The sequence below is a fragment of the Thermoanaerobacterium thermosaccharolyticum DSM 571 genome, assembly GCF_000145615.1.
GTDB lineage: Bacteria > Bacillota > Thermoanaerobacteria > Thermoanaerobacterales > Thermoanaerobacteraceae > Thermoanaerobacterium > Thermoanaerobacterium thermosaccharolyticum.
This window is the reverse complement of the sequence record NC_014410.1, coordinates 1,602,296-1,614,982: the sequence shown is the minus strand read 5'-3', so window position 1 is coordinate 1,614,982 and position 12,687 is coordinate 1,602,296. Positions and strand designations below refer to the sequence as shown.

The following is a 12,687-nucleotide window of genomic DNA, read 5'->3' as shown; positions in this document are numbered from 1 at the left end:
GATTTTTATGAGATTAATAATAACAAATGACTACGATGAGATGAGCAAAACCGCAGCAGAAATCATAAAAGAACAGGTAAACAGAAAAGCGAATTCTGTACTAGGTCTTGCTACTGGTTCTACTCCACTTGGAACTTATAGAGAGTTAATTAAGATGTACAAGAATGGGGAGGTGGATTTTTCCTACGTCATAACATTTAACCTTGATGAATATGTAGGCTTACCTGATGACCATCCTCAAAGTTATCACTACTTCATGTATGAAAATTTGTTTAATCATATAAATATAAAAAAGGAAAATATTCATATTCCAAAGGGAATTTCAGATGATTTTGATAGAGACTGCAGGTTGTACGATGAGGAGATAGAAAAGTTTGGAGAAATTGATCTTCAATTGTTAGGTTTAGGTGTCAATGGGCACATTGGTTTTAATGAGCCTGATGACTATATAAATACAAAGACACATATAGTGGATTTGGCAGAAGAAACAATAAATGCAAATAAGAGATTTTTCAAAAGTATTGACGAAGTTCCGAGAAAAGCAGTAACAATGGGGCTGGGTACGATAATGAAATCTAAGAAAATTTTGTTATTAGCATCTGGCAAAAACAAAGCAAAAGCTATAAAAGAGACTTTAAACGGCTATCTGACGACAGATGTTCCCTCAACTGTTTTATCATTACATCCTGATGCTACGATTATTATTGATAAAGATGCCGCATCATTAATTGATGTAGAGAAAGTAAAAGAAAATGATGATGTTGTTTTAAAGCTATAAACAAACGTTTATAGCTTTTTATTTGTTTTTATGAATATAATGTAGTATAATTAAAATAAATAACCCCTCCACAGGGGGATGAGGAGGATTTAGTTGTCGATATTTGCTGCATTTATGGGCGGTATTCTTTCCTTTTTTTCACCTTGTATACTGCCTCTAATACCTGTTTATGTGACCTACATTTTTGGTGGTAAAAAGAAAAATTTTTTTAATCTGTTTCTGTTTATATTAGGCTTTAGCATTGTCTTTATTCTTATGGGTGCGACAGCCAGCCAATTGGGGAAGATTTTTGTTTCATATAAAGTTCTTTTTAGAAAGGCAAGCGGCATAATAATATTATTGTTTGGGCTTTATATGATGGGAGCTATAAGGCCGATCTTTCTTAATAAAGAGGCTAAGCTAAATGTTTCTGGCATGAAAGAAGGGTATTTAAGCAGCTTTATTTTTGGTATAACGTTTGCTGCTGGCTGGACACCTTGTGTAGGGCCCATTCTCGCGACTATTCTTTTATATGCAGGTACTACAAGTACGGTGTCAGTAGGTGTTATTTTGCTTTTTGCATATTCATTAGGGGTTGGGCTTCCATTTATAGTAGCTGCAATACTTATTGACAGATTTAAATCATTTTACAAAAAAATTAATTCTATTATGCCATACATAGAAAAAATCGGCGGTTTGATTTTGATAATTTTTGGAATTCTTTTGTATTTTAATTTAATAATAAGACTAGAAAGTTATATCAATATTTTGGGGTGATCTAACATGAAAAACAATAGGTTTAAGGATATTAAAATATCAGGTAAAAAGAGAAAAAATATTAAATTAGTTGCATCGATAGCAATAATTTTAATATTAGGAATATCAATTTACTTTTTAAATAGCTATGTAATGTCAAACCAATCAAAAAGCAATAGCCAAAATGTTTCCGGCGTGAATACCGCTGATGAAAAAATACAAGTCGGCACTGAGAAAGGAGATCTAGCACCAGATTTTTCATTAAAAGATATAAATGGCAATACAATGACTTTGTCAAAGCTAAGAGGCAAAAAAGTTATATTAAATTTCTGGGCTACAACATGTCCATACTGCAAAATTGAAATGCCGGAATTGAATAAGTTTTATCAAAACCATAAGAAAGATGTCGTGCTATTAGCAATAGATATAGGAGAAGAAAAATCTACAGTTGAAAATTATCTTGAAGGCAAAGGGTATGGTTTTACGATACTTCTAGACAGTGATGCCAAAACTGCTATAAACTATAAAGTTCAATTTATACCTATGTCATTTTTCATTGATGAAAAGGGAATAATAAGATCTATAAGCAATGGTGCAATGACGTATGATGAGATAGAGGAATACTATCAGACGATCTCTCAATGATTATTGACAAACTGCTAAAATGGTGGTATATTTAATTTAGCAATAACCCATATACCAGGGGTAGTGTATAAGGAGGAGAGATATATGAAACCTATAGATGTAACAGATATGAACTTTGATAGTGAAGTATATAATTCCGATAAGCCGGTTTTGGTGGACTTTTGGGCGGCTTGGTGTGGGCCATGCAGAATGATGGCACCTGTATTGGAAGAATTTGCAGAGGATTATTCTGATAAAATAAAAGTTGTAAAACTGAATGTGGATGAAAATCCTTTGATTGCATCACAATATAGGATAATGAGTATACCTACACTAGGCGTTTTCCAAAACGGACAATTAGTTGATAAAGTTATCGGATTTATGCCAAAAGAACAGCTTGAGTACAGATTGGCAAAATATATAGATGCTCAAGTGTAAAACTATTGAAGGATATCATATTTTAAATATGGTATCCTTATTTTCATATATTCTTCATAATTATAAGTTATAATATTTATGAGGTGTATTTATATGAAAATACTAGCAATAGATGACGAAGAAAAGATTTTAGATGTTATAAAAGCATATCTTGAGCGGGAAGGGTACTCTGTATTTACTGAGACAAACGGAGCAAATGCCATAAATACATTTAAAAGTCTGAAACCTGATTTAGTGATATTGGATTTAATGCTTCCAGGATTGTCAGGTGAAGAGATATGCAGTAAGATAAGAGCTATATCAAAAGTACCAATTCTCATGCTGACAGCTAAGGTAGAGGAAGATGATAAGGTATATGGATTTTCAATTGGTGCGGATGATTATCTTACAAAACCATTTAGCCCAAGAGAGCTGACAATGAGAGTTAAAGCCATATTGAGGCGCACAAAGGATGATATGGCTTTAAATGATATATTTTCATTTAATGATGGTGATCTCGTAATTGATACAAGATCTTACGAGGTTAAGAAAAGTGGAGAGATTGTCAACTTGACTCCCAATGAATACAAGTTGCTTACGGTGATGGCGCAAAACCCCAATAGAGTATTCACGCGAGGAGAGCTTATAGAAAAAGTTATGGGGTATGACTTTGAAGGCTTTGATAGGACAATCGATGCGCATATAAAAAACCTTCGCCAAAAAATAGAGGATGACCCCAAAAATCCTGTATATATAAAAACTGTGTATGGTGCAGGTTATAAATTTGGTGAAGAAAATGCTTAGAAATAATATTAGAACTAAAACAGCTATATCATTTATTTCTATTGCTTTATTATCAATAGTGGTATTCAGCATCACTGTAAATATTTTAATAATAAATAATTTTGGTATTTATCTTAAGCAATCCTCAGATAATGAATTTAACAACATTGCTTCATCCATTGCAGAAGTGTATAAGGAGACAGGAGATTGGAATGAAACAGGTAATAGAATTGCACATAATCTTATGATGAGCGGCTATGGAATTAAAGTAAGAGATTTAAAAGGGAATACGGTCATTAAAATTTCATCAATGTTTACGATGATGGGGATCGAAAACAGCGGGAAAACAACTACAAAAACACTTCCGATAATGGTAAATGGGAGAAAAGCTGCTTACGTTGACATAACATATAGCGGTACAATGCCTATGAACAAATTGGATTATAAATTTTTGTATGATATGAATAAATATATCGCTATAATAACAATAGTAACAATAATAATAGTGCTTATAATAAGTATATATATATCTAAATATTTAACAAAGCCTATTTTAAACATTGCACACGTGGCAAGTAAGCTAGAGAATGGAAATTATGACGTGAGGGTGAAGGAAATACCAAGAGAAGAAGAATTACTTACCTTAACCGCTGCTATAAATCACCTTGGTGCATCATTAAAAAATCAAGGTATGTTAAGGGCTCAGATGACGCAAAATATTGCACATGAATTGAGAACGCCTTTATCGACTCTTAAAAGCCATTTAGAAGCTATAATTGACGGGGTGTGGGAGCCATCTAAAGAAAGGATGGTTAGCCTTTACGAAGAAGTCGTAAGATTATCGAATCTTATAAATGATATTGAATTGTTGAACAAGATAGAGATTGATAATTTAAAAATTAATAAAGTAAGATTCAATTTATCGGATTTGATTAAAAGTTTATTAATAAACTATGAAAGTATTTTTATCAATAAAAATCAGCATTTAGAGAAAAATATTGAAGATGGTATATCTATATTTGCTGATAAGGATAAAATATCTGAGGTAGTGATTAATTTGCTTGCAAATGCAAACAAATATACCGGTGAAGGTGGAAATATAAAAGTTAAGCTTTATAAAGAAGGAAAATATGCTGTGCTTTCCGTGTCAGATGATGGAATTGGAATACCAAAAGAAGACTTGCCATTTATATATGAGAGGTTTTACAGGAGTGAAAAGTCGAGAAACAGGGAGTATGGCGGCAGCGGTTTAGGACTTTCAATTACAAAAGCCATAATTAAAGCTCACAATGGTATGATAAATGCCGAAAGTATTTTAAATGAAGGAACAAAATTCACTGTAAAATTGCCTCTCTATCAGCAAACTTCATGAATTCTTCACAATTTTATAATATAATAAATTTAAAGGAGGATGGTAAATATGATGTGGGGATTGATGAATGGTTGGGGCTACGGAGGAGGCATAGTTTTTGGTCTCATATGGATGATAATACAAGTAGCTATTGTAGTTGGTGCTATATATTTCATTGTATCACTTTTTCAAAATAAAAAGGGTGGTCACAGAAGTAATGATGCACTAGAAATTCTTAGAGAGAGGTATGCTAGAGGAGAGATTAGCGAAGAAGAATATAAAGAACGCAAGAGAAATCTCGAAGAAAAATAAGCTGTAATACAAAAAAGAGCTCTACGATTGTAGGGCTCTTTATGCTGTTATATTCAATATCTGTAAATCATTAACTACTTTTATATATTCTACATTTGGATCTTCTGTTCCTTGGATGCTTAATTTTGCATTTTTCATTTCAATTACATATTCTATGATTTCCCTTGTTATTCTCTCACCAGGGCACAATATCGGAATACCGGGAGGATATGCCATTAAAAATTCAGAGCTAATTTGCCCTATGCTTTCTTCCAGAGGCAAAGCCACGTTAGAGCATTCAAAAGCATATCTTGGGGATAATACCATCTCAGGTATCTCAGGAATGTCTAAAGCCTTTGACATTTCTACATTATCTTTGTATAGTGTTTCGCTAATTTCTCTTAATGCTCTAATGAGATAGTCAACATTTTCTTTTGTATCTCCTATGGAGAATACACACAATGCATTGTACATATCAGCTAATTCAGGCTGAATATAATATTTTTTTGCCAATATATTTTCTAGCTCGTGACCTGTTATTCCAAGTCCTTTGGCTGTAATAGTAATCTTTGTAGGATCGAAATCATATGCTCCATCACGCCCTACAATTTCATTTCCAAAGCAATATAAACCATTGATGTTGTTTATCTCTTTACGAGCATATTCAGCAAGCTCAATTGTCTTATCCAGCAATTGCTTTCCTTCTGTTACCATTTGCATTCTTGCAACATCAAGTGATGCTAACAAAATATATGAGGGACTTGTAGTCTGTAATAGGCTCATAACCTGTTTAACTCTATTTATATCAATTCTTTTAGACTTAACGTGCAGCATTGAGCTTTGAGTCATGGAGCCTATAATCTTATGTGTACTTTGGGCACAAATATCAGCACCTGCTTCCATGGCGGATATAGGCAATTTTTCATTAAATTTGAGGTGAGGGCCATGTGCCTCATCTACCATCAATATAGCTCCGTAATCATGAACTATTTCAGCGATTTTTACAATGTCAGCTGATACACCGTAGTAAGTCGGATTTATAATTAAAACAGCCTTTGCATCAGGATTGTTTCTTAATGCTTCCTCTACAGTTTCAGGAGTCACATTAAGAGCAACGCCTACATTTTTATCAACTTCAGGTTGCATATAAACTGGAATAGCACCACTTAAAATTATACCTGATGTAACAGATTTATGAATATTTCTTGGAACTATAATTTTTTCATTTTCTCCCATAACGCTTAAGATCATAGCCTGAATAGCTCCCGATGTCCCATGGATACAGAAAAATGTGGCATCAGCGCCAAATGCATCGGCAGCTAATTCCTGAGCTTTCTTTATGGGACCGGTAGGCTTGTGAAGGCTGTCAACTTGTTCAAACACAGTAACATCCATTGATAAAACATTTTTACCTACAAAATCAAAAAACTTTTTAGCCATTCCATTCCCTTTTTTATGACCTGGGACATGAAACGGTATGGTGTTGTTGTTGACGTACTCCATTAATGCATCAAATAATGGAGTCTCAAAATGATTTAACTTTTCCAACTTGATAAACACCCTCTTTCATAAGTTTGGCTCCCAGAATAAAAGCCTGAACCTCGTTGCAATTGGTTCGGGCCTATGCAGAGCGAAATATACTTTATTATGTTTTCAATTTATTATAAGATATATTTTTTTGGATTTCAATACAAAATTTATTTTTTTCGATTTCGATAATATAATATGCAATAGCGGTGAAATAGGATATATCGCTTGATATAGAAACAAATTTTAGAATATCAAATAAAAAGTTCGTTTTTTGATATTAAAAATGCTGTTGATTTAGGGGTTATTATATATTATAATAATACAAAGTTCGTAATTTTAATGAATCGGGGGAGATTGTCTGACATGAGTATAGTGAGGAGAATTTTTGTTGAAAAGAAGCCATCATTTAACATTGAAGCACAGACACTATTTTATGATCTTAAGAATAACCTCAATATTAAGGGCCTTAAAAATGTAAGAGTAATAAACAGATATGATGTTTCTGGCTTGTCTGAAGAAGTTTTTTTAAAGTCAATAAAGACTGTCTTTTCAGAGCCCAATCTTGATGACATCTATATTGAAGATATTGTTTTTGACAAAAATGACAAGGTATTTGCTGTTGAATATTTGCCTGGTCAGTACGATCAGAGAGCTGACTCTGCTGAGCAATGCATCCAAATACTTACAAATGGTTTGAAACCAACTGTATCGACTGCAAAGGTGATAGTATTAAGTGGTGATATAACGGAAGAGGAGTTTATAAAAATAAAGAATTACTGTATAAATACAGTTGATTCACGGGAAGCTTCACTTTTGAAACCAGAAAATCTCGACATAGAGATTGAATATCCAGAAGAAGTTGAGATACTGGAAGGTTTCATTGAATTTGATGACGTAAAGTTGAAAAATACCTATGATAAGCTCGGACTTGCCATGAGCTTAGAAGACTTTAAATTCTGCCATTCATATTTTAAAGATGTAGAGAAGAGAAACCCAACGATAACGGAGATAAGAGTTATTGATACCTATTGGTCTGATCACTGTCGCCATACTACATTTCATACGAAAATCAATGATGTCAAAATTTCTGATGGAAAATACAATAAGCCTATCTTAAAAGCGTACGAAGAATACAAAAAATCAAGAGATTTTGTGTACGGTGAAAACAAAAAATCGTTGTGCCTTATGGATATTGCGACGATCGGCATGAAAGAGCTAAAGAAAAAAGGACTTCTAAATGATTTGGACGAATCTGATGAAAACAATGCATGTAGTATTGTCGTTGATGCAGATGTAAATGGTAAAAAAGAAAAATGGCTTATAATGTTTAAAAACGAGACACACAATCATCCTACAGAAATAGAGCCGTATGGAGGTGCTGCAACTTGTCTTGGAGGCGCAATAAGAGACCCACTTTCGGGAAGGGCTTATGTATATCAGGCGATGCGAGTGACAGGTTCGGGAGATCCTAGAACGCCAATTGAAGAAACTTTAAAAGGAAAACTGCCACAGAGAAAAATTACTGTAGAAGCAGCACATGGATACAGTTCATACGGAAATCAAATAGGACTTTCCACAGGCCAAGTTACTGAAATATATGATGAAGGATATGTTGCAAAAAGGATGGAAATCGGTGCTGTAATAGGTGCTGTGCCTCAAAAGCATGTTTATAGAGATAAACCTTCTTGTGGAGATGTGGTGATTCTTTTAGGTGGAAAAACTGGCAGAGACGGTTGCGGAGGAGCTACAGGGTCATCAAAAGAGCATACGAGAGAATCTATATTTACATGCGGTGCAGAAGTCCAAAAAGGCAATCCTATCACTGAGAGAAAAATACAGAGGCTTTTTAGGAATCCGCAAGTCATAAAGATGATAAAGAAATGCAATGATTTTGGAGCTGGCGGTGTTTCTGTTGCAATAGGCGAGTTAAGCGATGGGCTTAAAATAGACCTTGATGCAATTCCTAAAAAGTACGAGGGCTTAGACGGGACAGAACTTGCCATTTCAGAATCACAAGAAAGAATGGCAGTACTAGTCGATCCTAAAGATGCTGACAGATTTATTGAACTTGCAAGGACAGAAAATTTAGAGGCTACAAAAGTTGCTACTGTAACAAGTAACAGGAGAATCAAGATGATATGGAAAGGAAAAACGATCGTCGACATTAGCAGAGATTTTCTAAATACAAACGGAGTTACACAAGTAACAGACGTATTAGTAAATAGGATAGACGATGAAAGTTATTTTGATAATATATACAAGAGATTGCCAGGGAAAAATATAAAAGAATTATGGCTTCAAAATCTTGAGGATTTGAATGTTTGCAGTCAAAAAGGACTTGCAGAAAGGTTTGATTCAACAATTGGTTCATCTACAGTTTTAATGCCGTTTGGCGGTGCATATCAGATGACACCTGAAGAAGGCATGGTGGCTAAAATACCTGTCTTAGAAGGTGATACCAGCACATCCACAATGATGACATTTGGGTATAATCCTAAATTATCAAGATGGAGCCCATTTCATGGTGCAGTATATGCGATTATTGAGGCAGTTTCTAAAATAGTTGCAATGGGCGGCGATTATAAAAAAATTAGACTTACACTACAGGAATATTTTGAAAAGTTGGGCAAGGATTCTAGAAAATGGGGCAAACCATTTAGCTCGCTATTGGGTGCCTTGTATGCTCAGAAAGCCTTAAATATACCTGCTATAGGTGGAAAAGATAGCATGTCAGGAACATTTATGGATATGAATGTTCCTCCAACGCTTGTTGCATTTGCTGTGGCCGTAGCCGATGCCAACAAAGTAATATCTTCAGAATTTAAAAAGAGCGGTGATAAAATAATACTCATCAAAGCAAAGAGAGATGAGTACGATTTGCCGGATTTTGATTCGTTAAAGAAAAATTTTGAAAAAATTAAAGAATTAATTGATAAAAGTCTAGTCTATGCATCATCTTCTATTAAATACGGTGGGCTTGCAGAGTGTATAACTAAAATGGCTTTTGGCAATAAAATTGGATTTAAATTTCAAGAAAAAACAAACGCGGAAGAACTGTTTACATCTGATTACGGTTCAATTGTAATAGAAGTTGATGGTGATTTTGATGTAAGTAAATATTTAAAAGGTATCGAGTATAAAATTTTGGGAGAGACTGTGGTTGATCCAGTGATATACATTGATGATTTTGAAATCAGCTTAAATGAGGCAATGGAACATTGGGAAAGACCACTTAAAAATATATTTCCTTCCGTTATAAAAGACAGCAGAAAAAATTTATTGGAGATAAAATATGATAAAAAAATTTTATACAAACCGTCTGCAAAATTTGCGAAGCCAAGAGTTCTCATACCGGTTTTTCCGGGTACAAATTGTGAATATGATAGCAAAAAAGCTTTTGAAAAAGCAGGGGCGTCTGTTGAAACATATGTATTTAAGAATCTAACAGCAGACGATATTAAAGAATCTATTGATGAACTTACAATAGCCATAAAAAATTCGCAGATTATTATGCTTCCCGGTGGGTTTAGTGCCGGAGATGAGCCTGATGGTTCTGGAAAGTTTATAGCTACTGTCTTCAGAAATCCTAAGATAAAAGATGCAGTTATGGATTTTTTGAAAAACCGTGACGGTTTAATGTTAGGAATATGCAACGGCTTTCAGGCACTGATAAAGCTCGGGTTGCTTCCTTATGGAGAAATACGTGATATTAATGAAAATGATCCGACACTGACATTTAATACAATTGGAAGGCACGTATCCTGTTATGTCAGGACGAAAATTATGTCAGTTCTTTCACCATGGTTTAATAATGTTAAATGTGGTGATATTCATTTGGTTGCGGTATCACATGGTGAAGGAAGGTTTATCGCAAATGAGGATGTTTTAAATACATTAAAGCGAAATGGACAGATTGCGACACAATACGTTGATATAAACGGAAATCCAACAATGGAAATGCCGTACAATCCCAATGGTTCTTACTGGGCTATTGAAGGTATTACTAGTCCTGATGGCAGGATACTGGGGAAAATGGGCCATTCTGAAAGGATTGGCACAAATGTAGCTAAAAATATTGAAGGAAATAAGGATCAAAAGATATTTGAAGCAGGCGTTGAATATTATAAATGAGACATAAAAAGGTTACATTATGTAACCTTTTTTACGTTTCTTCTGTTTTAATTTTATGCGTTTTTTCACTCCAATTTGGTTTTGGACCTCTTAAGTATGATATAAATGATGCTATTAAGCTAAATATCATAGATATTAAAAATGCTTCTCTTAGTCCTGATATAAACTGAGCTATGGCGATGCCTTTTGAGCCAACTTGTGTTCCGACAAAAAGAGCCTGCATAGCTTGTGGAGTTATGCTTGATGATACTATTGCCATTGATAAAGCTATACTTATTACCTGTCCAGCATTATTCATCATTGTTCTTGTGCCAGCAGCAATACCTCTTCTATCTGACGGAACAGAGCCCATTATTTCACTAGTGTTAGGTGAGAAGAACATGCCTGATCCGAATCCCATAATTAGCATCCAAATAATTAGCTCGGTAAGAGAAGTTTTTGGTGATATCCTTACAAATCCAAGCAAGCCAAAAGCTGATATAAGAAGACCGAGAGAACTTAAACCTCTTGCACCGTATTTATCAGACAAAAATCCACTTATAGGAGAAACGAACATCATTGACAATGCAAACGGTGCTAAAAATATTCCAGCTTTCAATGGGTCCATAGCCTTTATGCCTTGTAGATAAAATATAAGCAGAAAAGTTACTGCACCTCTCGCAATACCATTAAGCAGTGTACTGCCATATGCAAATGCTAGTATCCTAGTCTTAAATAATCTCAAATCCAGCATAGGTTGATCTACGTTATTTTCAACATAAATAAAGGCAAACATCATGATTATAGATATTATGAATAGCATTATAATTGATTTATTATTCCAGCCTACAAAGCCTCCGAAAGACAAAGCAATTAGAAACAGCAGTAAACCAACGGTAAATAGCAAAGTGCCTTTCAGATCAAATTTTTGATCCTGTGGTATTTTATCAAGCTCTTTTAACTGTATCAATGCCCATAGAGTACCTATAATTCCAAATGGTACATTAATATAGAATATATACCTCCAACCTAGACTTGCTAAAAACCCTCCTAAGATAGGTCCGATTACGGATGCTATGCTGACAACCATGCTGTTAATGCCAAGAGCTTTGCCTAGCTCGTTTTTTGGGAAAGCATCTGCGACGATTGCAGTGCTATTGGCTACCATTAATGAGCCACCTACAGATTGTACTATTCGATATATCAAAAGTTGCAATCCTGTATTTGAGAGTCCGCACAACAGTGAACCTAGTGTAAATATTGCAAATCCTGACACGTACAATTTTTTTCTGCCAAACATATCGGCTATTCTGCCGATTGCTGGCACTAATATTGTCAATGAAAGCATATAGCCCATTACAATCCACATAATTATACCCATACTTGTATTTAATCCCTTCATAATGTCAGGCAAAGATATTAAAAGCATACTGCCGTTTAAGACGGAGAAAAGAGCTCCAAGTGTAGTGCAAGATAAAGCTATCCATTTGTAACTGATATTTTTCATATTGTGTCTGCCTCCTTAAATTGGTCTTTTAACTTGTTTAATTTTAGCAAAAGTTCTTCAAATTTTTGTTTTGCCGTTAATAGTTTATTACTTTTTTCATCAATCAATTTAATTTGCTCTTTTATCATACCGATGTAGTTATCAATTGTTGTTATATCAGCAGGTTCACCAGATAATATATTTTTGACATTTTTATCAAGCTCAAGTGCTGCTTTTATTTCAGCGAGACTGAAACCAAGGGATTCTTTTAATGAAATGATCTTTTGGATTTTATCAATATCTTCATCGGTATATAACCTATAACCAGAATCGGTTCTTTTGGGTGCAATAAGCTTTAAGTCTTCATAATATCGTATCGCTCTTTTTGTCAACCCTGTTTTTATTGAAACATCTTCGATTTTGTAATATTTTTTTTCCATCATAAAACCTCCAGCAAATAATTTTACTACTAGTTAACATTAACGTCAAGGTTAATGTAAAATAATTTGATAATTTTCATAAGAAAAAACTTTAAAATATATTATTTGCGGTATAATATATACTGAAAGGTAATTATAACCA

11 protein-coding genes are annotated in these 12,687 nt (G+C 34.1%); 8 read left to right on the top strand and 3 right to left on the bottom strand.

The window, feature by feature from the left end; all coding sequences use genetic code 11:
• Positions 1–7: 7 nt before the first annotated feature.
• The 7 genes from nagB (at position 8) to TTHE_RS08015 (ending at position 5,000) form a co-directional block, all read left to right on the top strand.
• Positions 8–778 (top strand): glucosamine-6-phosphate deaminase, encoded by a 771-nt coding sequence (gene nagB / locus TTHE_RS08045; protein WP_013298094.1) that lies wholly within the window; start codon positions 8–10, stop codon positions 776–778.
• A gap of 93 nt (positions 779–871) precedes the next feature.
• Complete coding sequence (locus TTHE_RS08040) at positions 872–1,534, top strand: cytochrome c biogenesis CcdA family protein (protein ID WP_013298093.1); 663 nt, start codon at positions 872–874, stop codon at positions 1,532–1,534.
• A gap of 6 nt (positions 1,535–1,540) precedes the next feature.
• The gene (locus TTHE_RS08035) at positions 1,541–2,158 is read left to right on the top strand and encodes a TlpA family protein disulfide reductase (RefSeq protein WP_013298092.1); all 618 of its coding nucleotides are present in this window, start codon (positions 1,541–1,543) and stop codon (positions 2,156–2,158) included.
• Between the two features lie 84 nt (positions 2,159–2,242).
• Complete coding sequence (gene trxA / locus TTHE_RS08030; RefSeq protein ID WP_013298091.1) at positions 2,243–2,575, top strand: thioredoxin; 333 nt, start codon at positions 2,243–2,245, stop codon at positions 2,573–2,575.
• 93 nt (positions 2,576–2,668) lie between these two features.
• The gene (locus TTHE_RS08025) at positions 2,669–3,358 is read left to right on the top strand and encodes a response regulator transcription factor (protein WP_013298090.1); all 690 of its coding nucleotides are present in this window, start codon (positions 2,669–2,671) and stop codon (positions 3,356–3,358) included.
• Positions 3,351–4,709, top strand: coding sequence for a HAMP domain-containing sensor histidine kinase (locus TTHE_RS08020; RefSeq protein WP_231292628.1), 1,359 nt, complete (start codon positions 3,351–3,353; stop codon positions 4,707–4,709). Before TTHE_RS08025 ends, TTHE_RS08020 begins: the two co-directional genes overlap by 8 nt.
• Before the next feature lie 48 nt (positions 4,710–4,757).
• Positions 4,758–5,000: an SHOCT domain-containing protein gene (locus TTHE_RS08015; protein WP_013298088.1), complete on the top strand. Its 243-nt coding sequence runs from the start codon at positions 4,758–4,760 to the stop codon at positions 4,998–5,000.
• Positions 5,001–5,039: 39 nt separating this feature from the next.
• Here TTHE_RS08015 and TTHE_RS08010 read toward each other — a convergent pair whose 3' ends face one another.
• Positions 5,040–6,527, bottom strand: coding sequence for an aminotransferase class I/II-fold pyridoxal phosphate-dependent enzyme (locus TTHE_RS08010; RefSeq protein WP_013298087.1), 1,488 nt, complete (start codon positions 6,525–6,527; stop codon positions 5,040–5,042).
• A gap of 345 nt (positions 6,528–6,872) precedes the next feature.
• Between TTHE_RS08010 and TTHE_RS08005 the strand changes: the two genes are divergently transcribed.
• On the top strand, positions 6,873–10,640 hold the full coding sequence (locus tag TTHE_RS08005) for a phosphoribosylformylglycinamidine synthase (protein WP_013298086.1): 3,768 nt from the start codon (positions 6,873–6,875) through the stop codon (positions 10,638–10,640).
• Positions 10,641–10,671: 31 nt separating this feature from the next.
• On the opposite strand, the gene TTHE_RS08000 is transcribed toward TTHE_RS08005, so the two are convergent.
• Together TTHE_RS08000 and TTHE_RS07995 are read right to left on the bottom strand one after the other, a co-directional pair.
• Complete coding sequence (locus TTHE_RS08000; protein ID WP_013298085.1) at positions 10,672–12,126, bottom strand: MFS transporter; 1,455 nt, start codon at positions 12,124–12,126, stop codon at positions 10,672–10,674.
• On the bottom strand, positions 12,123–12,545 hold the full coding sequence (locus TTHE_RS07995; protein ID WP_013298084.1) for a MerR family transcriptional regulator: 423 nt from the start codon (positions 12,543–12,545) through the stop codon (positions 12,123–12,125). Before TTHE_RS07995 ends, TTHE_RS08000 begins: the two co-directional genes overlap by 4 nt.
• Positions 12,546–12,687 lie beyond the last annotated feature (142 nt).

Coding starts and splice junctions, on each gene's coding strand:
- TTHE_RS07995 (WP_013298084.1), bottom strand. CDS start 12,545: ATGGAAAAAAAATATTACAAAATCGAAGATGTTTCAATAAAAACAGGG.
- TTHE_RS08005 (WP_013298086.1), top strand. CDS start 6,873: ATGAGTATAGTGAGGAGAATTTTTGTTGAAAAGAAGCCATCATTTAAC.
- TTHE_RS08015 (WP_013298088.1), top strand. CDS start 4,758: ATGATGTGGGGATTGATGAATGGTTGGGGCTACGGAGGAGGCATAGTT.
- TTHE_RS08000 (WP_013298085.1), bottom strand. CDS start 12,126: ATGAAAAATATCAGTTACAAATGGATAGCTTTATCTTGCACTACACTT.
- trxA (WP_013298091.1), top strand. CDS start 2,243: ATGAAACCTATAGATGTAACAGATATGAACTTTGATAGTGAAGTATAT.
- nagB (WP_013298094.1), top strand. CDS start 8: ATGAGATTAATAATAACAAATGACTACGATGAGATGAGCAAAACCGCA.
- TTHE_RS08020 (WP_231292628.1), top strand. CDS start 3,351: ATGCTTAGAAATAATATTAGAACTAAAACAGCTATATCATTTATTTCT.
- TTHE_RS08025 (WP_013298090.1), top strand. CDS start 2,669: ATGAAAATACTAGCAATAGATGACGAAGAAAAGATTTTAGATGTTATA.
- TTHE_RS08035 (WP_013298092.1), top strand. CDS start 1,541: ATGAAAAACAATAGGTTTAAGGATATTAAAATATCAGGTAAAAAGAGA.